The following is a 20,376-nucleotide window of genomic DNA, read 5'->3' on the forward strand; positions in this document are numbered from 1 at the left end:
GGCCGGTCTCCCGCATCCCTCCCGCCGATGGCCACCACGCTCGAAGTCGTCCTGCTGTACCTGATCGCCGCCGTGCTGGGGGTGGTGGGCTGCCGCCTGCTCAAGCTCCCGCCCATGCTGGGCTACCTGGCCGTGGGCGTGCTGATCGGCCCCAATGCCCTGGCCGTGGCCAAGGATTCCAGCGCCATGGCCAATCTGGCCGAGTTCGGCGTGGTGTTCCTGATGTTCGCCATCGGGCTGGAGTTCAATCTGCCCAAGCTCCGGAGCATGCGCACCCTGGTGTTCGGCCTGGGCCTGACCCAGGTGGTGCTGACCGTGCTGGGCGCCGTGCTGGGCAACCTGATGCTGACCAGCGCCACCGCCTGGTTCGGCCTGCCCTGGGACCTGGGCTGGCAGGGCGCCTTCGTGCTGGGCGCGGCCATGGCCATGTCCTCCACCGCCATCGTGGTCAAGCTCATGGCCGAACGGCTGGAGCTGGAGAGCGAGCACGGCCGGCGGGTGATGGGCGTGCTGCTGTTCCAGGATCTGGCCGTGGTGCCGCTGCTGGTGCTCATCCCGGCCCTGGGCAGTGGCGGCGAGGGCCTGGTGACGGCCCTGGGCAGCGCCCTGGTCAAGGCGGTGGTCCTGCTGACGCTGCTGCTGATGGGCGGGCAGCGGCTCATGCGCTGGTGGCTGACCCTGGTCGCGCGGCGCAAGAGCGAAGAGCTGTTCATGCTCAACCTGCTGCTGGTCACCCTGGGCCTGGCCTGGCTGACCGAGCATTTCGGGCTCTCGCTGGCGCTGGGCGCCTTCGTCGCCGGCATGCTGGTGGCCGAAACCGAATACAAGCACCAGGTGGAGGCCGACATCCGCCCCTTCCACGACGTGCTGCTGGGTCTGTTCTTCATCACCATCGGCATGAAGCTGGACTGGCACCCCGTGTGGGACCACTGGCTGCTGGTGCTGACGCTCACCACCCTGCCGGTGCTGACCAAGGCGGCGCTGGCGGCCGCGCTGGCCCGCGTGTTCCGCGCCACCCCCGGCGTGGCCCTGCGCACCGGCCTGTACCTGGCCCAGGCCGGCGAGTTCGGCTTCGTGCTGCTGACCCTGGGGGGCGAGCATGGCCTCATCGACGCCCGCTGGCAGAGCCCGGTGCTGGCCTCGATGGTGCTGTCGATGCTGGCCACGCCCTTCGTCATCCTCTACAGCAACCGCATCGTCATGCGCCTGTCGGCCAGCGACTGGCTGATGCAGTCGGTGCAGCTGACCGCCATCGCCAAGAAGGCCATCCGCACCGAGGCCCACGTCATCATCTGCGGCTACGGGCGCAGCGGACAGAACCTGGCGCGACTGCTGGAGCAGGAGCACATCCCCTACATGGCACTGGACCTGGACCCGGACCGGGTGCGCCAGGCGGCGGCCGCGGGCCAGAGCGTGGTCTTCGGCGACGCGGCCCGTCTGACCAGTCTGGTGGCCGCCGGCCTCTCGCGGGCCAGTGCGGTGGTCATCAGCTACCACGACACGCCCTCGGCCCTGAAGGTGCTGCACCTGGTGCAGCAGCATGCCCCCCAGGTGCCGGTGGTGGTGCGCACGCTGGACGACAGCGATCTGGAGAAGCTGCGCGCGGCCGGCGCCACCGAGGTGGTGCCCGAGGCCCTGGAAGGCTCGCTGATGCTGGCCTCCCAGGCCCTGGCCCTGGTGGGCGTGCCGCTGCGCCGGGTGATCCGCCTGGTGCAGGACGCCCGCTACGAACGCTACGGCCTGCTGCGCGACTACTTCCACGGTGCCGACGATGACAGCGCCGGTGAGGCCCAGCAGCCCCGGCTGCGCACCGTCAGCCTGCCGCCCGGCGCGGTCAGCGTGGGGCGCCCGCTGGGCCTGCTGGCGCTGGACGGCCTGGGTGTGCATGTCGTGTCGGTGCGGGGGGCCGACGGCCATGTGCGGCCCGGCGAGGCCGACTTCGTGCTGACCGCCGGCGACACCCTGCTGCTCTCCGGCCGGCCCGAGGCCCTGGCCCTGGCCGAGACCCGCCTGCTGACCGGCTGAGGCGGTGCTGCGCCGCCGTGGTTGACGGGGGCCGGGCGCTTGGCGGCACAATGCCGGCCCGCCCTGGCCTGCCGGGCCGCCCCTGCCCGCACCGAACACCATGTCCCTGCCTCGCCCCGACCCCCTGCTGGACCGACCCACCGAACTGATCCGCAGCACCATCCGCACCGTGCCGGATTGGCCCGAGCCGGGGGTGCAGTTCCGCGACATCACGCCGCTGCTGCAGAACCCGCGGGTGTTCCGGGTGCTGATCGACCAGTTCGTGCACCGTTACTTCGACGTGCGGCCCGATGTGATCGCCGGCCTGGACGCGCGCGGCTTCATCATTGGCTCGGTGCTGGCCTACGAGCTCAACGTCGGTTTCGTGCCCATCCGCAAGAAGGGCAAGCTGCCCTTCACCACAGTGGAGGAAACCTACGAGCTCGAGTACGGCAGCGCCACGGTGGAGTTGCACACCGACGCCGTCAAGCCGGGTGACCGGGTGCTGCTGGTGGACGACCTGATCGCCACCGGCGGCACGATGATGGCCGGCAAGCGCCTGCTGGAGAAGCTGGGCGCCACCGTGCTGGAGGGCGCGGCCATCGTGGATCTGCCCGAGCTGGGCGGCTCCGACCGCCTGCGCGAGGCCGGCCTGCCGCTGTTTACGCTGGTGGATTTTTCCGGCCACTGAGGGCCGGGCGAGCGCCCGCCACGGGCCGGCGGCGCTCAGACGATGGGCTGACCGCGCTCCAGGTTGGCGCGCATGCGCTCGGCCATCACCGCGCCGATGGCGCGCAGCAGTTCGATGCCCAGGTCGGGCACCCGGGCCAGCAGTTCCTCGAAGCGGGGGCGGGTGAGCACCCACACCACCGCCGGCGACATGGCCTCGACCTGGGCCATGCGCGGGGTGTCGCCGAACATGCTGGGCTCGCCCACCACCGAACCCGGCCGCAGGATGGCCACAGGCCGGCGCCTGGGCGCGAGGTTGCCGTCATCGGGCACATAGACCTGCAGATTGCCGCTTTCCAGCAGGTACATGTTCCGGTCCTGGTCGTGGAAGCGCACCAGCATGTCGCCGGCGCGCAGCTTGTGCTGCTGCAGGTAGCTGCCGAACTGCGCCCAGCGCTTGGCATCAAAACGGGGGCGAAAGGCGTCCGGTGCGTTCAGCGACGCGGTGGCTTCGACCAACTGCTCGATTGACATGGCCTTGTCCCAGAAAGTGGAGGAGCCGCGCCCCACGACTGTCTCCCTGTGGTGGCTGCGGTTTTTCGATTATCAGCGTCCTCCCGAGGCGGGCCAATCCCCTGGACTGCGGGGGAAGATGCGTCCGTCGCCCCGCATCAACCGTCTGTCACCCCGGACCGCTCTCCGGTGGCGCGAGGATGTCATCAAGCTTTACTGAGCGGCGAATCAGCCGATACCTACAGCACCGTGGATGGCGCCTGCCCGACACAGTCGGTCCCTTGGCGCCCCTGATGTTCTGAAGATTGTTCGAAATGCCGATTTCCGCTGCCCCATCCGCCTCGGCCCGCCAGGCCGACCTGTTCCAGATCGCCCGCACCGGGGACCTGGTGATGCTGTCCACCCTGGTGGCGAGTGAGTTGGCGGCCCTGGCAATCGGTCAGTACTACGGCGGCCTGGGTCTGGCGGCGGGCCTGGGCGGACTGCTCCTGGCCCTGGGCGCTGCGGCCTTCGCCCTGGCCCGCGGCCGCTGGCTGGCCCAGCTCACGTTGACCGCGACCAACGCCGCCATGGTGATGCTGCACATCCAGCTGGGACGCGGCACGATCGAGTTCCACTTCGGCGTGTTCGTCCTGCTGGGCCTGCTGCTGGTGTACCGCGACTGGCGCCCCATCGTGCTCGGCGCGGCCCTGTTCGCGGTGCACCACCTGGCGTTCGACCGCCTGCAGGCCCTGGGCTGGGGCCTGTATTGCACGCCGGAGGCCAACCTGCTCAAGACCCTGATGCACGCCATCTACGTGGTGGTGCAGACGGGCATCGAGATCTTCCTGGCCGTCGGCCTGCACCGCGCCGCCGTCGAGGCCGCCGAACTGACCGATCTGGTGCGCCGCGTCGACCGGGGCGGCTCGCTGTGCCTGGACGTGCACGAAGTCCATGCCAGCACACCGGTGTCGCAGATGCTCAAGAGCGCCCTGCAGAAGATGGAGGCTGCCATGGCCGACGTCAGCCAGTCTGCCGCGGCCATCGAGAACGCCGCCACCGAGATCGCCTCGGGCAACCTCAACCTCAGCCAGCGCACCGAAGAGCAGGCCAGCAACCTGCAGCAGACCGCGGCCTCGATGGAGGAGCTCACCAGCACCGTCCAGAACACGGCCCAGAGCGCGGGCCAGGCCAACGAGTTGGCCAGCCACGCGGCCAGCTCCGCGCAGGCGGGTGGTGCGGTGGTCAACGAGGTGATCGAGACCATGGCCCACATTTCGGAGTCCTCCCAGCGCATCGCCGACATCAATGCGGTGATTGACGGCATCGCCTTCCAGACCAACATCCTGGCCCTCAATGCCGCCGTCGAAGCGGCCCGTGCCGGCGAGCAGGGCCGCGGCTTTGCGGTGGTGGCCGGCGAGGTGCGCACCCTGGCCCAGCGCTCGGCCGAGGCCGCCAAGGAGATCCGCTCGCTGATCAGCGCCAGCGTGGAGCGGGTGGCCAACGGCAGCGCCCAGGTCGGCCGGGCCGGCGAGCAGATGGGGGCCATCGTCCAGCAGGTGCGCCAGGTGAGCGACCTCATCAGCGAGATCTCCTCGGCCTCGCAGGAACAGACCCAGGGCATCGATCAGGTCAACGACGCGGTCACCGAACTCGACCGCGTGACCCAGCAGAACGCGGCGCTGGTGGAGGAAAGCGCTGCGGCCGCCGAGAGCCTGCAGCGCCAGGCGGCCCAGCTCAATGCGGTGGTGGGGCGCTTCACCCTCGGGGCCCAGCGGCAGCCGGCCTGATGCGGACCTCGGGGCGTGCTCCCGGGGCGGGTGATCAGCCTGCCAGGGTGGGCCGCGGAACGGCCAACCAGCCCCGACGCACCCCAGCCAGGGCCAGCAGCGCCAGCAGACCGTTCAGGGCCAGCGCCTCGCGCACGCCCCAGGCGCTGACCGTGAGGCCGGTGAGCAGGCCGCCCAGCGCCGTGCCGCCGCGCATGGCCAGCATGAACAGGCTGACCGTCTGGCCCCGGATGGCGGCCGGCGCCTGGGACTGCAGCCAGGCATTGGCCGAGGCATTGGCCATCGTCATCGCCAGCCCGCCAGCCACGAACAGCAGCGGCAGCGCCCAGGCCCAGGGGTTCAGGGCGGACAGCAACACCACCGCAGCGAAGCCGCTGGCGGCCCAGGAGGCCAGGGGCCGGCGGTCGCGCGCCGGGTCCACCGCCATCAGCAGCAGGCCGCCCAGCAGCCCCCCCGCGCCGAAGGCGCTGACCGTCAGGCTGAACTGCGCCACGTCTGCCTGGAACACCGTCTTGACCAGCACCGGGCAGAAGGTCAGCAACGGGCTGCACAGCAGGCTGCCGCCCAGCACCGTCAACACCGCGCCACGCAGCGCCGGCTGGGCCAGCACCGCGCGCGCACCGGCCAGCGGCGGGCCATCCCTGCCACCCTCGGCCGGCGCCACCGCCTGCACCGTCGCCCGCGGCAGGATCCACAGCGCCACTGCGATGAAGGGCAGGTAGGACGCGGCGCTGACCGCAAAGGCCCCCACCGCACCGATGCTGGCCATCAGCACCCCGGCCAGCGAGGGCCCCAGGATGCGCGAGAGGTTGAACTGCGTGGTGTTGAGCGCGATGCCGGTGGGCAGCTGCCGGCGGTCCACCAGGGTCGAGACGATGGTCTGGAAGGAGGGCATGGACAGCGCATCCGTCACGCCCACCACCAGAGAGAGCGCCACGATGATCCAGGGCTGGATGGACCCGTGCAGCAGCAGCCCCACGATCAGCAGCGGGCACAGCATCTGGATGGACTGCAGCGTGGCGATCAGCCGCCGGCGGTCGGCCCGGTCGGCCAGCACGCCGCCCAGCAGGGTCAGCAGCAGGCCCGGCCCGCCCAGGGCGAAGGTATCCAGCCCCAGCAGCCAGGGCGAGGCACCCAGCGACAGCATCAGCCAGGGCTGCGCCACCTGCTGGGCCCAGGTGCCGATGTTGGACAGCAGGCTGGCCAGCCAGAAGGTGCCGAAGCGCCGCGTCAGCAGCAGCTGCAGCGAGGCGTGGAAGGTGCGCGGGAAAGACCCCGACCTCAGGCTCATGTCGACACCGCGTCCATCGCAAGCATGCGACCGATTGTGCGTGCGATGCGGCCGCGGCGGCGGCGGCGTCAGGCTGCGGTCCGATCCACCGGGGGACGAAGCGACGGTGCGAGATGCGGCCGGAGCCGCGGCGCCAGATTGGCCAGCCATTCGTTGCGGCGCCGGTACATGCTGCGCTTCTTGGCCGGCACCTCGGACAGCTGCCGCTGCTCGCTGTCGTCCAGCGGCAGCACCCAGTGGCCGTCCCCGTTCAAGGTGCCACCCAACTCGCCCCAGAAGGTCCGATAGTCGAAGTGGTAGCCCTGGCGCAGCTTGTGGCGCCGCAAGCGCGCCTTGACCCGCAGGTCCACGCCCAGCAGCTGCTGGCCGCCGCATCGGGCCAGGGCCTTCAGCACGGCCAGCACCAGGTGCGGCGGCCGCAGGCCATGAAAGGCGTGGGTCGCGCGCCGGATCTCCCCCAGTGCCAGAGCATCCGACATCTTGGGGCCCTGCACGCAGCCCACCAGCAGACGGTCGCCCGGCAGAAAGCTCAGGCTCGCCGTGGACAGGCGCACGCCCTCGGCACCGCGCAGCGTCACCGACCACAAGCCCTCTTCCATGCTGTACTCGTTGACCCCCAGATCGATCTGGAAGCCATCCTGGGCGAGCAGGACCACGCGCCGCCCCTGCCGGAGCTCTTCCTGGGCGGTGACGCTCAGCAGCCGGTCTGCCGTCTGCACGCTGAGGGCATACACCTCGAAGCGCTCCGCCAGGCTGAGGCGACGGTCCGCCAGTTCCCGGACCAAGGGGGTGAAGGCCTCGGTTCCGCGCAGGAGGACCGCCTCCAGCAGCGGGCTCTCGCGCAGCTGCCCCGTCAAGCCGGACCACAGGCGGCGGGCCCGGACATGGTTGACCGCCATGGTGAGACTGCGCCCCAGATTGAGGGGGCTGGTGCGCATGTGCCGCAACAGCGCCGACAGGGATGGCCAGGCCAGCGCACCGCCCGACGCGAGCGCAGCAGCCCCCGCGCGCGAATCCGCCGCAGGGGCCATGGAAATCACATTCGTCATCGTGTCCCGCAAGCAGGTGCCGGGACGCGCCGGGCACCCTTGCTCACCCTTGGGGGTATTGCCAGAGGGACACTCTAGGCGCCGGACCGCGGGTCCGGAGAGGCCGTCAGTCGGAGGACGGTCTGCCGACAGCCACCCGCCAGACAAGGCCCCCCACCGTGGCGAAGACGCCGCGGCGTCGGCCCTGCGGCCTCACTTGCCGATGCAAAAGCGGCTGAAGATTTCGCCCAGCAGGTCGTCGGCGCTGAAGCGGCCGGTGATCTGCTGCAGGGCCTCGTGGGCCAGGCGCAACTCCTCGGCCAGCAGGTCCAGCGCGGCGTCGGCCTGGTCGGCGTGCTCGGCCGCCAGGGCCAGGTGCTCGGCCGCCTCGCGCAGGGCCTGCACATGGCGGGTGCGGGCGATGTAGACGCCCTCGGGCGCGGCCTGCCAGCCGGCACGTTCCAGCAGCAGGCGGCGCAGGGCCTCCAGCCCCTGTCCCGTGCGGGCCGAGATGACCAGCGCGGCCTCGCCCTCCGGATGGGTGGCCAGCGCCTCGGTGCCGCTGTCGGCCTTGTTGAAGACCTGGATCCGCCGGGCCGGATCCACCGCCTGCAGTTTCTGCGCGATCACCGCGTCGGCGGCCTGGTACGCCGGGTCTTGCAGCCGGGTCAGGTCGTGCAGGAAGAGCACCGCGTCCGCGCTGGCGATGGATTCCCAGCTACGCGCCATGCCGATGCGTTCCACCTCGTCGCTGGCGGCCGCGTCGTCGCGCAGGCCGGCGGTGTCGGTGATGTGGATGGGCACGCCCTCGATCTGGATCGTCTCGCTGACCCGGTCGCGCGTGGTGCCCGCAATGGGGGTGACGATGGCCAGCTCGGCGCCGGCCAGGGCGTTGAGCAGCGAGCTCTTGCCCACATTGGGCTGGCCGGCCAGCACGACCCGCAGGCCCTCGCGCAGCAGCGCGCCCTGGCGGGCCCGGCCCAGCACCGCGTCCACCGCGGCCTGAATGGCGCGCAGCTTGCCGCGCGCGTCGGCCTTCTCCAGAAAGTCGATCTCCTCCTCGGGAAAGTCCAGCGTGGCCTCCACCAGCATGCGCAGCGTGACGATGCGCTCGGCCAGGCCCTCGATCTCCTGCGAGAAGGCACCGGCCAGCGAGCGGGTGGCGCTGCGCGCTGCCGCCTCGGTGCTGGCGTCGATCAGGTCGGCCACCGCCTCGGCCTGGGCCAGGTCCAGCTTGTCGTTCAGAAAGGCGCGCTGGGTGAACTCGCCGGGCTCGGCCAGTCGCAGCGGCCAGCCCAGCGCGGCACCGGCACCCAGACAGCGGGCCAGCAGCAGCTGCAGCACCACCGGGCCGCCGTGGGCCTGCAGCTCCAGCACGTCCTCGCCGGTGTAGCTGTGCGGGGCCGGAAAGTAGAGCGCCAGGCCATGGTCGATCAGGGCGCCATCGGCCTCGCGGAAGGGACCGTACAGCGCGTGGCGCGGCGCCGGCACCTGGCCCAGCAGGGCCTGGGCCAGGGGTTTCAGGTCCGGCCCGGAGACGCGAACGATGCCCACCGCCCCGCGCCCGGGGGCGGTGGCGATGGCGACGATGGGGTCATGCAGGCGGGCCAAGGTCATGGCGACATTGTCTGACAGGCACAACGCCCCCCCCCGGGAGAAGGCCCTCGCCTGAGGCATGATCCCGGCGCTTGTTGCAGTTGCTTGCTCTATGTTGTTCTGCGTGAAGGGGGCCTCCCCCGCCCCCGGGTGCCCGCGGCGCCGTCGGTCCCCCCTGTCCGAAGTCGGCCTGCCGGCGCTGGCCCTGAGCGCCGCCGCCCTGGCCCCGGTGCCCGCGGCGCACGCCGCCGACACGGCCAACGACACACCCGCCCGGCTCACCATCGTCGGCACGGCCACACCGCCGGCAGCCAGCGATGGCCAGGTCCAGGTCATCGACCACGAGGCGCTGACCCGCTACGGCGACAGCAGCCTGAGCGATGCGCTGCGCCGCGTGCCCGGCGTGAGCGTGGACATGGACGGCCGCATCCAGCTGCGCGGCCTGGGCCGGGGCTACACCCAGGTGCTGCTGGACGGACGCCCGGTGGGCACCCAGGGCCAGGGCGTGGACCTCGGTGACCTCGACCTGTCGGCCATCGAGCGGGTGGAGATCGTGCGCGGCGCCACCGCCGCCGATGGCGGCGAGGGCATCGCCGGCACCATCCGCCTCTACACCCGCCGGGCGGGCGGCGCGGCGCGGCGCAGCCTGGTGGTGGAGGCCCAGGCCCGGCACCAGCGGCTGAACCCTGCCGTCGGCGTGGACCTGGCCGGGGCGCTCGGCCCCCAGCTGGACTGGCAAGCCGCGGCCCGCTGGCAGCGCGGTGCCAGTGCCGAATCCAGCCGGGTGCATTCGCAGTGGATCAGCGACTACGGCGACGTGGTCTACACCGACCAGAGCCTGATCAGCCACCGCAGCGTCAGCCACCCCCGCCTGAACGCCAGCGGCGAACTGGCCTGGCAGGACGGGGCCGACCGGCTGGCCCTGGGGGCCATGGCCGTGGACGGCCCCACCCACAGCACCCAGCGCAGCGCGCTGCGCAACTGGAACTTCGACGGGGTCAACGCCAGCGTGTCCGAGGGCACGCAGACGATCCGCGACGACGAGCCCGAGGCCTGGCACCTGGAGCCGCACGCCCGGTGGCGACACGGCCTGGCCGAGGGTGGCGCGCTGCAGGCACAGTGGTCCTGGAGCAAGGACGTGAGCCACAGCCGCTGGCAGCTGCTGGCCCAGGACGCCCAAGGCCAGGTCACCGACGAGGAGGGCGAGGACGACCGCTCGGTGACCTACGCCCAGCAGACCCAGCTGCGCTGGGACCAGCCGCTGGGCGCAGGCTGGCGCACGACGCTGGGCGCGCAGTGGGTGCTGGACCGGCTCAGCGACCTGAGCCTGTCGGACGGTGAAGCCGACCGCAGCCAGCTGCGCCGCCCCACCCAGGCCCTGTTCGCCCAGGCCCACTGGCAGCCCGACGCCGCCTGGCAGCTGGAGGCCGGCTGGCGCCAGGAGCACAGCCAGCTGGACCTGGACGGGCAGACCCAGCGACGCTTCGACCTCGGCCTGCCCTCGCTGGCCCTGCTGTGGACCCCGACGGCCGACCTGCAGTGGCACGCAGGTCTCTCGCGCAGCTACCGCCAGCCACGCCTGCGCGACCTCTCGCCCAACGGCCGCAGCACCGGCGACTACAACCAGCCCTGGTACCCCGATGTGCGCGGCAACCCCGCGCTGCGCAACGAGGTGGCCACGGGGCTGGAGCTCGGTCTGACCCGGCGCCTGGGGCCGGCCGAGTGGTCACTCAACCTGTACGCCCGCCGCCTCGACGACCCCATCGTCTTCCAGGTGGCCCAGAACGGCGACGGTCGCTGGGTGCTCTCGCCCGGCAACCTGGGCCGAGCCGGCCTGCGCGGCGTGGAGGTGCGCGGGCAGATCGACCTGGCCGCGCTGCCCGCCGACAGCCCCTGGCAGCTGCTGGCCACCCTGCGCGCCGACCTGAGCTTCAACCAGTCCCACGTGGACGGCCAGGCGGCACCCTCGCGCCTGCCCGGCCAGGCCCCGCTGCTGATCAACATCGGCTGGGATGCCCGGCCCGCCGGCTCGCTGGGCTGGGGCGCCACCCTGCACTACGAAGCCGGCTACGCCAGCCGCGCGCTGCCCACCACCAGCTTCAACCCCAGCTCCGGCACCGCCAACGACCCGAACACCCGGGTGGACCAGGCCGCCCAATGCACGCTGGATGTCTATGCCTTGTGGGCCCTGGCGCCGCAGAGCCGCCTGCGCCTGCGCGCCAACCAGCTGGGGGCCGACTGGCGCGCCGTGTCCCGCCAGCGCCAGCAGCAGGGTGAGTGGCGCACGCGCTTCGAGGGCAGCCGCCCCTGGGCGGTGGCGCTGAGCCTGGAACAGGACTGGTGAGGCGATGAGCGGGCCGCTGCGGTGGCTGCGCGCCGGCCTGCTGGCCGCGCTCACGCTGCTGCCGCCCGCCCTGGCCCTGGCCGCGCGGCCCGGCCCCGCTTCTGACTCGACCTCGGCGCTGGCGCAGGCCGACGCCCTCGTCGTGCAGGCCAGCGCGGCCTACGACGACCCGGCCCGGGCGCCCCAGGCCCGCGCCGCCCTGCGGCAGGCGCAGCAGATCCTGGCCCGCGCCCGGCTGACCGCCGAAGACCATGACCTGGCCCTGGCCCGCATCGGCTACGCCCTGAGCTGGGTGGAGGTCGGGGCGCACCGGCCGACCCAGGCCCGCGCGGCCGCCCAGCAGGCCCTGCAGCGGGCCCGGCGCTGGCGCCCCCCGGGCGCCGCCGAGGTGCTGTGGCCGCGCCAGGCCCTGTTCGCCCAGGCCGTCAACGCCCAGCACTGGGCGCAGGCCCGGCAGGCCCTGCGCCCGCTGCTGCCCTACCTGGACTTCGACGGTCACCGCTGCGGCGACGAGCTGTGCGCCGTCGTGCTGACCCACCGCTCCATGCTGCACGCGGCCCTGGGCGAGACGGCGCTGGCCTACAGCACCCGGCTGGCCAGCCACCGCTTTCTGGAACAGGCCGGCCTGCGCCCGCCCCTGCAACTGGCCTGGGACGAGCTGTCGCTGGCCCACCTGGCCCATGCTCAGGGCGAGACCGCCCTGGCCCTGCAGTGGCTGGACGCGGTGACCCAGCGGGCCCGGCAGGCCGGCCTGCCCGACGATGCGCCCATGGTGCTGCAGGCCCGGGTGCTGCGCCCGCAATGGGCGGACGAACTGGCCCCGCAAGGGCCCGCCACCTGGCAGGCCGCACGGGCCCAGGCCCTGCGGGACGATGCCGCCGCCGTGGCCGCCCGCGGCTGGCTGGACGAAGACCGCGAAGCCCTGCTGTCGGCCTGTGCAAGGGCCAGCGCGCGGCTGGACGAGCCGGGCCCCGGTCTGCACTGCGCCGCCGAAGCCCTGGCGGTGGCCTGGAGCCAGCCGGGCGACACCCCGCGGCTGGGCGAGGTCTATGCCCTGCTGGAGCTGGGCCAGCTGACCCGGCAGGCCGGGGCCCCGGCCACCGCCACCCTGCTGGGCAAGTGGGCCCTCAATGCACTGCAGCGCCAGCGCGCCCGGCTGCGCGCCCTGCCGTCCGAGCAGCAGGCCCGCTACCTGCACCTGTGGCAGGACAGCTACCAGCAGCTGGCCGACGGCCTGCTGGACCAGCACCGCCTGAGCGAGGCCGAGCAGGTGCTGGCCCTGGCGCGCGACGCCGAGTACCACGAGCTCGTGCGCGGCGCGACGGACGCCGGCGAGCTGGCCCTCGGCCCCGGGGAGCGACAGGCCCTGCAGGCCCTGCAGGACTGGCGCGCCCGGCTGCACGGGGCCGCCAGGTCCGGGGTCGCCCTGCGCGGCCCGGGCCGCCCCGCCGTGCTGCGCCAGACCCTGGACGCCCTGGCCGCCTGGCTGCAGACCGCGGCCCCCGCCGTGGCCACGCCACCGGCCGCGGCACCGGCCGACGCAGACACGGCGGCCACGACGCCCCACCTGCTCTACCTGCCCGGCCCGGCGCACCTGCGCATCGCGGTGCAGGTGGACGGTCGGACCACCGTGCGCGAGGTGGACATCGGCGAGCGCGCCCTGCTGGACGAGGTGGCCGCCCTGCGCCAGGCGGTGCAGGACCCCGGCCGCGACCCCCGGCCGCTGGCCCAGGCGCTCTACGCCCGGCTGTGGGCGCCGGTGGCGGACCTGCTGCCGCCGGACGCGCCGCTGCAGATCCAGGCCGAGGGCGTGTTGCGCTACCTGCCCTTCGGCCTGCTGCACGACGGCGGGGGCTGGCTGCTGGAGCGCCACACCCTGGCGATGGACGCGGGGCCGCCGCCCGCGCGGGCGCAGCAGGACGCCGGGACGCCGGTGCGCGCGCACCGGGGCTGGGCCCTGCTGGGCAGTGCCCGCGCCGCCGGCCTGCCCGCGCTGCCCCAGGTGCCCGCCGAGCTGCGGACCCTGGCCGCCCTGGCGCCGGCGGAACCCGCGCCCGAGCTGCGGCTGGACGGCGCCTTCACCCGCGCCACGCTGCGCCAGGCCCTGGCCCAGCGCCGCGTGGTGCACATCGCCAGCCACTTCCGGCTGGTGCCGGGCGATGCCCAGGCCTCTTGGCTGCAACTGGGCGGCGGACAGCGGGTGTCGCTGGCCGAGCTGGCCCGGCCCGGTTTCGATTTCCGCGGCGTGGACCTGCTGACCCTGTCGGCCTGCGAAACCGCGGTGCCGGCCGGTGTGGACGCCCGCGGCTCACCACTGGAAAGCCTGGCCCATGTGGCGCTGCTGCGCGGGGCGCGGCAGGTGCTGGCCAGCCTGTGGACGGTGCCGGACGAGGACACGGCGCAGCTCATGGCGGATGTGTACCGTGCCTATGCGGCCGGCCAGCCCGCCCCCGAGGCGCTGCGGCAGGCCCAGATCGCCCGGATGCGGGTGTCGCCCCACCCCTCGGCCTGGGGCGGCTTCATCGTGCTGGACCGGCCCTGATCAGCCCGGTGACGGGGCCAGCCACAGCGGACGGCCCAGCGCCCCGCTGAACTGGGGCACCGGCCAGGCCGAGCGCGGCAGCTTCAGGCTGGCGGCCAGCTGGGCATGGCGGGCCTGGGTGGCCCGCACCAGCGCGGCATGGTCCCAGCCGGCGCGGGTCTGGGCCAGCGCGTCGCACAGGGCCGCACTGAACAGGCCGCGCACCAGCCCCTGCGGGCTGCGCCATTCGGGGGTGCGCTGCAGGCTACCGCAGGCCAGCAGGGCCACGCAGTCGGTGTCGCGCAACGGCGGCCCGGAGGCCGGCGCGGCGGGCAGCGGCGCGCTGGCGTGCGACGCCAGGTCTTCGGTGCGCAGGCCGCGCCAGCGCAGGCCCAGTGCGGGGTCGCTCGCCGACCGGGTGCTGCCACCGGCATAGCAGGTGTCGAAGACCACGCAGACCTGGGCACCCCGGGCCAGCCAGGCGTCGATGCGCTCCCCCACCTCGGCGCTGGCCAGCGCGCCCGCCAGCGGCCAGGGGCTGCCGGCGGGCGCGCGGGCCGCGTCCCGGGCCAGCAGCCAGGTGCTCAGGCCGTCCGGGCCCACCGGCGCCGCGGGCGCGACCGGCGCACTGCGCACCCCGTGACCGGACCAGTACAGCAGCACCTCGTCGCCGGCCACCAGCTCGGTCGTCAGCGCGTCCAGGGCCTGCAGCAGCGCGGCGCGGGTGGGCGGCGCGGCCTGTGCCCGGGGCCCCAGGCCGTCGGCCAGCACCCGGGTGCGTGCCGGCGCCACCCCCAGGCCGGGCAGCAGGCTACGCAGGGCCTGCACATCGTGCGCCGGCCCCTGCAGCCACAGGTCCGGGGGCTGGAACTGGAGGGCCGACACACCCACCAGCACCGCGTGGCGGGTGCCGCGGGACGGGGGTAAGGGCCGGGAGGACTGCGCCCGGACCGACAGCGGGGCAGTGCCCACGGCCACAGCGGCCTGCAGCCAGCGGCGACGGCGCGGGTCGGGGACGCGCATCCGGTCCGGCCCCCTCAAGGCTGCGACTCGGGCCGCGGCGCGGACAGCAGGCTCGCCCGCTGCACCGCGGACAGGCTGCGCGCCGCAGCCAGGGTGGCGGCGGCCTCGTCGGCCGGCAGGCTGAGCACCCAGCGCCCGTCGATGCCCAGGCTGAGCTGACGCGGGCCGCCGGCCTGCGGCACCAGCAGCGGCGCCAGGGACTGCACACGGGCATCCGGCGCCAGTTGCAGCAGCAGCTGGGCACGGGGGGCGGCCTGCAGGGTGGCGGGGCGCAGACTGCGCCAGACCGGTTCCTCCTCGGCGGCGCGCTGGGCGTGCAGCAGCCAGCCGATGGCGCCGGCCTGCGCCACGATGACCAGGGTGGCCAGGGCCAGGGCCGGGCGCGCACCCAGGGATGCCTGGAGGCAGGCCCGCAGGGTGCTCCAGACCGAGGCCCGCGCAGATGCCTCATCCGGTGGCGCCAGCGGCCTGGCGGCCGGCTGCAACTGCTGCTGCAGGCGCTGCCAGGCCGGGCCGGTGTCCTCGCGGGCGGCCGCGTCGTGCAGGGCGCTGCGCAGCTGCTCCAGCGTGCGGGCCTCGGCGTCCAGCGCGGGGTGCTGTTGCCGCTGCCGCTGCATCCAGGCCTGTTCCGGCGCCGCCAGCTGGCCGGCCAGGAAGGCGGGCAGGGCGTCCTGGAAGCGGCGCTCGTCCTCGGGGCTCAAGGTCGGGGTCATGGCGTGGCGCCCTCCTCGCGGCCCAGCCACTGCTGCAGGCAGTCGCGCAGGTGGCGCCGGCCGTGGAACAGGCGGGTCTTGACGGTGTTTTCGGGGGTGTTCTGCAGGCGGGCGATGTCGGCCAGGGGCATGTCCTCCAGGGCCCAGAGCATCAGGGCCTCGCGCTGCAGCGCGTTGCCCAGGCGGCGCAGGCAGTCCAGCACGCCGTGGCGGCGCTGCTGGCGGGCCAGGCCCTCGGGGGGCGTGGGCGCGTCGTCCGGCAGGGCCTGCCAGGCGGCCTCGCTCAGCTCGGTCTGCAGGGTGGCGCCCAGGCGGCGCTGGCGCAGCCGGTCCACCGCCTTGTTGCGCGCCAGGGTCAGCAGCCAGGTGCCAAAGGCCACGCGACCGTCGAAGCGGTCCGGGTGGCGCCAGAGATCCAGGAACACGTCGGCGGTGACCTCCTGGGCCAGGGCCTCGGCCTCGGCCCCGCAGGGGGCCAGCTGCAGCCGGGCGAAGACCTGGACCTTGCCCGCCCAGTCATGCCAGAGCATCTTCAGCGCCTGCTCGTCACCCGACTGCAGGGCAGCCAGCTGGAGCAGGGGGTTCATGGTGCGGTCGTCGCTCATGGGCGGTGATCGGGGAACTGCGGGGGCCACGGGCCCGGCCGTCGGTCGACGGGGCGCCCATCTTACAAAGCCCCGCCCCCGCCGCACTTTTTTGTTCGCGCGATGTGAACCTGGCGCACCGCCGCCACGAACAAGAGCTTGGGACTCTGTATTCAACCCCCTCTCTCTGGAAAGACAACGTGATGACGAAGACTCTGAAGCCGCTGCTGGCGGCGATGGTGGCAGGCCTGGTGCTGGCGGGCTGCGGCGGCGGTGGTTCGGACAGCAGCAGCTCGGGTGGCAGCAATTCCGGTGGCAGCAGCTCGGGCGGGGGCAGCAGCTCCGGCGGCGGCACCGCCTCGGCCTGCTCGGGCAACATCTGGCAGACCGTGAACTACGACGTCTACGCCAGCGGCTCGGCCAGCCCGGTCAGCCAGGCGGCCAACTTCTACGGCGCCAGCAGCAGCGCCAGCACGCAGTGCGTGGACGTGGCCTCCACCCTGCAGCTGAGCACCACCGACGGCTTCAACAACGTCAGCTGGGTGGACAGCGGCAGCACCGCCCTGGGGGCCAGCGCCGAGCGGCTCGACGCCGGCCTGCTGCTGACCTGCAGCAGCGGCGCCGACACCACCCGCCACCTGGCCGTGCGGGCCGATGGCAAGGTGGCGGCGGCCAGCGCCCATGCCATGGCCCAGGGCCAAGGCTTCGGCTCGCTGGAATGCAGCAGCAACGGCAGCGCCGTGGACGCCGGTGTGGCCTCGGGCGTCTTCAATGCCGATGGCACCTTGACGCTGACCGACGGCTCGGTGAATCCGCCCGACACCACGATCTGGTCGGCGGCCGAGGTGGATGCGGCCTTCAGCAGCGGCGGCTACACGGTCACCAGCAACGGCGTGAGCAAGACCTTCCGCCTGACGCTCTACACGGTGCCGGCGGCGGGTGCAACCCGTCAGGCCATCGTGTTCTCGGCCACCAAGTCCGACGGCTCGGTGATCAACCCCTTCGTCTTCATCCAGCAATAAGAAGGGCTGGCGCGGGGGGCGGGCCGGCGCTGGCCGTCATCGGCCGGCGTCTGACCCTGCTCGCGAACGGCGCGTTCAAGGCGTGCCGTTCATCCCCGCATCCTCACTATCGGGGCGGCGGACACGCTGGCGATCCGTAGAAACGACAACGCACCGGGGCCGCGAAGCCGCCGGTGCGTCTTTTGTCACGAAACGTGACTCAGGCGGCCGTCAGAGCACGCCCATGCGCTTGTTGATGACGTACTGCTGGGCAATGGACAGCAGGTTGTTCGTCAGCCAGTACAGCACCAGGCCGGACGGGAAGAAGAAGAACATGAAGCTGAAGGCCAGCGGCATGATCCACATCATCTTCTGCTGCATGGGGTCGGCCTGCTTGGGCGAGAGCCAGACCTGCAGCAGGCTGGACAGCGTCATCAGCACCGGCAGGATGAAGAACGGATCCTTGGCCGACAGGTCGGTGATCCAGCCGATCCAGGGCGCGCCGCGCATCTCGACAGTGGACATCAGCACCCAGTACAGCGCCATGAAGAAGGGCATCTGCACGAAGATGGGCAGGCAGCCGCCCAGCGGGTTGACCTTCTCCTCGCGGTAGATGCGCATCATCTCCTGCTGCATCTCCTGCGGCTTGTCCTTCAGGCGCTCGCGCAGTTCCATGATGCGCGGGTTGACCGCCTTCATCTTGGCCATCGACTTGTAGGCGTTGGCGTTGAGCCAGTAGAAGGCCGCCTTGAGCAGCACCACCAGCAGGATGATGGACCAGCCCCAGTTGCCGATGAGCTTGTGGATGTGGTCCAGCACCCAGAACAGGGGCTCGGCCAGCACCTTGAACCAGCCGTAGTCCTTCACCAGTTCCAGGCCCGGGGCCAGGGTGGCGAGCTTCTTCTCCTCCTGCGGGCCGACGAACAGGGTGGCGTCGCTGGTTTCGGTGGCGCCCGGTGCCACGGCGGGCAGGGGCTGCACCAGGGCCACGGTGAAGAGGTCCGGACCGATCTTGGTGGTGCGGAACTCGCGCGGCGAGCCGTCCTTCACCAGCCAGGCGGTGGCGAAGTAGTGCTGGACCATGGCGATCCAGCCGTCGTTGGCCTTCTGCACATGCAGCGGCGAGTCACCCGGCTGGTGCTTGGCGATGTCCTCGAACTTGACCTTCTGGTAGCGCTTCTCGTCGGTGTAGACGGCCGGGCCGGTGAAGGTGCTGTAGAAGGACGTGTGGGCGCCGGGCGCCTTGTCGTCACGTTGCAGCTGCAGGTAGAGCTGAGGCTGCAGCGGGGCACTGCCGACGTTGGTGAGGGCGTGCTTCACATCCACGGTGTACTGGCCGCGGTGGAAGGTGTAGGTCTTGACCAGCTTGGCGCCGCCCACCTCGGGCGACTCGAAGCGCACGGTCAGGGTGTCCTGGCCATCCTTCAGATCGCGGTCGCCGGGCACGGCGCTCATCAGCGTCAGGTGGGTGGGCAACGGCGTGGCGCCCGCGCTGATGTAGCCGGTCTGGGCTTCGTAGCGGTGGCCCGTCTCGTCCAGCACCAGCATGGGCTGCCCGGGATCGGTGTCGCTGTGGTACTTGTTCAGTGCCACGCGACGCAGTGTGCCGCCCAGGGTGTCGAAGGTGGCCGTCATCACGTCGGTGTGGACGGTGAAGGTCTCGCTGCGGACGGGTGCGGGCGCGGAGGCGCCGGCCACCACCGGGGTGGCGCCATTGGCCGCGGCCGAGGCCGGCGTGGGCACGCCGTTGCCGGAAGCCGCTGCCGATGCCGCGGGCACCGGGCCGCCGAACAGGGTCGGCTGGCCGTTGTGGCGGCTCCACGCGTCCCACAGCAGGACGAGCGACATGGTGAACACCACCCACAGCAGGGTGCGGCGCATATCGGTCATGAGGATGGCCTGGAAGAAGTCAGGGGAACAAGGGTGGCCGGCTCGGCTGACGCGGTCGTGTCAGACGGGGGGACGGCCACGGGAGAGGCCACTGGCACGGTGGCGCCAGGCAGCAGATGCCGGAACAGGCGAGGCCGCTCGGCAGGCACCGGATCGCAGCCGCCGGCGCACCAGGGCGCGCAGCGCGCGATGCGCACCACGGCCAGGTAGCTGCCCGCCGCGGCGCCATGGCGCTCCAGCGCCTCCAGCGCATAGCGCGAGCAGGTGGGCTCGAAGCGGCATTGGTTGCCCAGCCAGGGGCTCAGCAGCAGACGATAGCCGCGCACGCCGGCCTGCAGCAGCCGCCGAGGCAGCAGACGCAGAGTGGGGAGCGGGCGGATCGGCATCGCGAAACGTGCCTCAGGCCTTGGAGCGGGCACGCGGGCGCAGGCGCCCACCGCCATCGGCCGGCAAGGGCTGGCGGATGGCGCGGTCGAACAGCGTGTCCATCTCGGCATGGGCCGCTTCGCGCAGGGTCTCCGAGGCCGGGCTGAGGAACTGGGCCCGGTCGAAGGGCGCGCGCAGACGCACCACCCACAGGCCGGCAGGCAGCGTGGCCAGGTGGCGTGCCATGGCCGCGCGGGCCTGGCGCTTGATCAGGTTGCGGGTGACGGCGCGCTTGGCATGCCGCTTGGGCACGACCAGCCCCAGCCAGTGGCCGGAAGGACCGGACGGGCCGGATGCACCGGATTCATCCACAAGCGCCCCAAGAGAGGGCGCAGAGGCTGTGGATAACTCTGGTGACAACACCGGGATAAGCGGTGCATCACCCGTGGACAGCCCCGACGGACGTGAAGCCTGCGGCTCGCCACTCACATGGTGAATGGCGAAATGGGCACTGCGGGAACGCTGCGGAGCCGACAGCACGCGCTCGAAATCGGCCGGACGCACGATGCGGCCGATCATGGCGCCGGGATCAGACCCGCGACAGCTGCTTGCGGCCCTTGGCGCGACGCGCGTTGATGACGGCGCGGCCACCACGGGTCTTCATGCGAACGAGGAAACCGTGCGTGCGGGCGCGGCGGACCTTGGAAGGCTGATAGGTGCGCTTCATGTTGTGTACCTACTGGGTAGTGGCACCCTGAAAGAGTGCATGTGCTGCAAGGGAGCTCTGGTGAGCCTGGGGTTGCCCAGGCACGGCACCAGCGCATGTCAAAGGCCCCTGGCCCTGCCGCAGACGGCAAGAGCTCCAGGAAGTTCGACAGGCGAAAGCCCACCCAGGCGTTCGGGAAACCCACGATTAGACCAAGAAACGCCAATCTGGTCAAACACTTGCACCACAACATGCGGCGCCGCGGGGGGATTGACCCCGTGCAGGAAACTGTGGATAACCTCGCCCCAGGCGGCCCGAGGAGTGCGTAGAATGCGGCCGCTCAAGAAGAATTGTCCAC

At 72.4% G+C, this 20,376-nt stretch carries 17 protein-coding genes; 6 read left to right on the top strand and 11 right to left on the bottom strand.

From position 1 onward, the window contains the following. The first annotated feature begins 27 nt into the window (after window positions 1–27). Window positions 28–2,025 carry a cation:proton antiporter domain-containing protein gene (locus LRM40_RS17800; protein WP_151125824.1) on the top strand — a complete coding sequence of 666 codons (1,998 nt, stop codon included), beginning with the start codon at window positions 28–30 and terminating at the stop codon, window positions 2,023–2,025. Window positions 2,026–2,125: 100 nt separating this feature from the next. Further along, on the top strand, window positions 2,126–2,695 hold the full coding sequence (locus LRM40_RS17805; RefSeq protein ID WP_151125825.1) for an adenine phosphoribosyltransferase: 570 nt from the start codon (window positions 2,126–2,128) through the stop codon (window positions 2,693–2,695). A gap of 35 nt (window positions 2,696–2,730) precedes the next feature. Here the strand turns inward: LRM40_RS17805 and LRM40_RS17810 are convergent, their stop codons facing one another. Beyond that, window positions 2,731–3,207 (bottom strand): Crp/Fnr family transcriptional regulator, encoded by a 477-nt coding sequence (locus LRM40_RS17810; RefSeq protein ID WP_151125826.1) that lies wholly within the window; start codon window positions 3,205–3,207, stop codon window positions 2,731–2,733. A 293-nt stretch (window positions 3,208–3,500) separates the two neighbouring features. Between LRM40_RS17810 and LRM40_RS21500 the strand changes: the two genes are divergently transcribed. Continuing rightward, a complete protein-coding gene (locus LRM40_RS21500) occupies window positions 3,501–4,955 on the top strand; it encodes a methyl-accepting chemotaxis protein (protein ID WP_151125827.1) in 1,455 nt (484 codons plus the stop codon). 34 nt (window positions 4,956–4,989) lie between these two features. On the opposite strand, the gene LRM40_RS17820 is transcribed toward LRM40_RS21500, so the two are convergent. From LRM40_RS17820 to mnmE, 3 genes are all read right to left on the bottom strand, one after another. Continuing rightward, entirely contained in the window at window positions 4,990–6,246 is a 1,257-nt protein-coding gene (locus tag LRM40_RS17820; protein ID WP_151125828.1) for an MFS transporter, read from the bottom strand. Between the two features lie 68 nt (window positions 6,247–6,314). After that, window positions 6,315–7,184 (bottom strand): DUF535 family protein, encoded by an 870-nt coding sequence (locus tag LRM40_RS17825; RefSeq protein ID WP_170288984.1) that lies wholly within the window; start codon window positions 7,182–7,184, stop codon window positions 6,315–6,317. A 303-nt stretch (window positions 7,185–7,487) separates the two neighbouring features. Beyond that, window positions 7,488–8,891, bottom strand: coding sequence for a tRNA uridine-5-carboxymethylaminomethyl(34) synthesis GTPase MnmE (gene mnmE, locus LRM40_RS17830; protein ID WP_151125830.1), 1,404 nt, complete (start codon window positions 8,889–8,891; stop codon window positions 7,488–7,490). 103 nt (window positions 8,892–8,994) lie between these two features. Here mnmE and LRM40_RS17835 point away from each other — a divergent pair, with 103 nt between their 5' ends. Both LRM40_RS17835 and LRM40_RS17840 read left to right on the top strand, forming a co-directional pair. Further along, complete coding sequence (locus tag LRM40_RS17835; RefSeq protein ID WP_170288985.1) at window positions 8,995–11,214, top strand: TonB-dependent receptor plug domain-containing protein; 2,220 nt, start codon at window positions 8,995–8,997, stop codon at window positions 11,212–11,214. Between the two features lie 4 nt (window positions 11,215–11,218). Beyond that, window positions 11,219–13,756 (top strand): CHAT domain-containing protein, encoded by a 2,538-nt coding sequence (locus LRM40_RS17840; RefSeq protein ID WP_231067636.1) that lies wholly within the window; start codon window positions 11,219–11,221, stop codon window positions 13,754–13,756. Here LRM40_RS17840 and LRM40_RS17845 read toward each other — a convergent pair whose 3' ends face one another. From LRM40_RS17845 to LRM40_RS17855, 3 genes are read right to left on the bottom strand one after another with little or no spacing between them, the layout of a single operon-like run. Further along, window positions 13,757–14,758, bottom strand: coding sequence for a caspase family protein (locus LRM40_RS17845; RefSeq protein ID WP_231067637.1), 1,002 nt, complete (start codon window positions 14,756–14,758; stop codon window positions 13,757–13,759). It lies immediately after the preceding gene. Between the two features lie 14 nt (window positions 14,759–14,772). Further along, complete coding sequence (locus LRM40_RS17850; protein WP_151126011.1) at window positions 14,773–15,471, bottom strand: hypothetical protein; 699 nt, start codon at window positions 15,469–15,471, stop codon at window positions 14,773–14,775. Next, on the bottom strand, window positions 15,468–16,076 hold the full coding sequence (locus tag LRM40_RS17855) for an RNA polymerase sigma factor (protein ID WP_151126012.1): 609 nt from the start codon (window positions 16,074–16,076) through the stop codon (window positions 15,468–15,470). The genes LRM40_RS17850 and LRM40_RS17855 overlap by 4 nt, the downstream gene beginning before the upstream one ends. Before the next feature lie 182 nt (window positions 16,077–16,258). On the opposite strand from LRM40_RS17855, the gene LRM40_RS17860 reads away from it, so the two are divergent. Then, on the top strand, window positions 16,259–17,077 hold the full coding sequence (locus LRM40_RS17860; protein WP_170288998.1) for a hypothetical protein: 819 nt from the start codon (window positions 16,259–16,261) through the stop codon (window positions 17,075–17,077). Window positions 17,078–17,287: 210 nt separating this feature from the next. Here the strand turns inward: LRM40_RS17860 and yidC are convergent, their stop codons facing one another. The 4 genes from yidC to rpmH all read right to left on the bottom strand — a co-directional run bounded on the left by yidC (window position 17,288) and on the right by rpmH (window position 20,039). Further along, a complete protein-coding gene (yidC, locus tag LRM40_RS17865) occupies window positions 17,288–18,946 on the bottom strand; it encodes a membrane protein insertase YidC (RefSeq protein WP_151126015.1) in 1,659 nt (552 codons plus the stop codon). Beyond that, entirely contained in the window at window positions 18,943–19,332 is a 390-nt protein-coding gene (gene yidD / locus LRM40_RS17870; protein WP_151126016.1) for a membrane protein insertion efficiency factor YidD, read from the bottom strand. Before yidD ends, yidC begins: the two co-directional genes overlap by 4 nt. A gap of 13 nt (window positions 19,333–19,345) precedes the next feature. Then, window positions 19,346–19,684: a ribonuclease P protein component gene (locus tag LRM40_RS21600; RefSeq protein WP_375138591.1), complete on the bottom strand. Its 339-nt coding sequence runs from the start codon at window positions 19,682–19,684 to the stop codon at window positions 19,346–19,348. Window positions 19,685–19,901: 217 nt separating this feature from the next. After that, the gene (rpmH, locus tag LRM40_RS17880) at window positions 19,902–20,039 is read right to left on the bottom strand and encodes a 50S ribosomal protein L34 (RefSeq protein ID WP_151126018.1); all 138 of its coding nucleotides are present in this window, start codon (window positions 20,037–20,039) and stop codon (window positions 19,902–19,904) included. Window positions 20,040–20,376 lie beyond the last annotated feature (337 nt).

The organism is Ideonella dechloratans (genome assembly GCF_021049305.1).
In the GTDB taxonomy this organism is placed as follows: Bacteria; Pseudomonadota; Gammaproteobacteria; order Burkholderiales; family Burkholderiaceae_C; genus Ideonella; species Ideonella dechloratans.

Excerpts from the sequence above, each read along its gene's own strand:
- LRM40_RS17800 (WP_151125824.1), top strand. The coding sequence starts at position 28 with ATGGCCACCACGCTCGAAGTCGTCCTGCTGTACCTGATCGCCGCCGTG.
- LRM40_RS17805 (WP_151125825.1), top strand. The coding sequence starts at position 2,126 with ATGTCCCTGCCTCGCCCCGACCCCCTGCTGGACCGACCCACCGAACTG.
- LRM40_RS17810 (WP_151125826.1), bottom strand. The coding sequence starts at position 3,207 with ATGTCAATCGAGCAGTTGGTCGAAGCCACCGCGTCGCTGAACGCACCG.
- LRM40_RS21500 (WP_151125827.1), top strand. The coding sequence starts at position 3,501 with ATGCCGATTTCCGCTGCCCCATCCGCCTCGGCCCGCCAGGCCGACCTG.
- LRM40_RS17820 (WP_151125828.1), bottom strand. The coding sequence starts at position 6,246 with ATGAGCCTGAGGTCGGGGTCTTTCCCGCGCACCTTCCACGCCTCGCTG.
- LRM40_RS17825 (WP_170288984.1), bottom strand. The coding sequence starts at position 7,184 with ATGCGCACCAGCCCCCTCAATCTGGGGCGCAGTCTCACCATGGCGGTC.
- mnmE (WP_151125830.1), bottom strand. The coding sequence starts at position 8,891 with ATGACCTTGGCCCGCCTGCATGACCCCATCGTCGCCATCGCCACCGCC.
- LRM40_RS17840 (WP_231067636.1), top strand. The coding sequence starts at position 11,219 with ATGAGCGGGCCGCTGCGGTGGCTGCGCGCCGGCCTGCTGGCCGCGCTC.
- LRM40_RS17845 (WP_231067637.1), bottom strand. The coding sequence starts at position 14,758 with ATGCGCGTCCCCGACCCGCGCCGTCGCCGCTGGCTGCAGGCCGCTGTG.
- LRM40_RS17850 (WP_151126011.1), bottom strand. The coding sequence starts at position 15,471 with ATGACCCCGACCTTGAGCCCCGAGGACGAGCGCCGCTTCCAGGACGCC.
- LRM40_RS17855 (WP_151126012.1), bottom strand. The coding sequence starts at position 16,076 with ATGAGCGACGACCGCACCATGAACCCCCTGCTCCAGCTGGCTGCCCTG.
- LRM40_RS17860 (WP_170288998.1), top strand. The coding sequence starts at position 16,259 with ATGACGAAGACTCTGAAGCCGCTGCTGGCGGCGATGGTGGCAGGCCTG.
- yidC (WP_151126015.1), bottom strand. The coding sequence starts at position 18,946 with ATGACCGATATGCGCCGCACCCTGCTGTGGGTGGTGTTCACCATGTCG.
- yidD (WP_151126016.1), bottom strand. The coding sequence starts at position 19,332 with ATGCCGATCCGCCCGCTCCCCACTCTGCGTCTGCTGCCTCGGCGGCTG.
- rpmH (WP_151126018.1), bottom strand. The coding sequence starts at position 20,039 with ATGAAGCGCACCTATCAGCCTTCCAAGGTCCGCCGCGCCCGCACGCAC.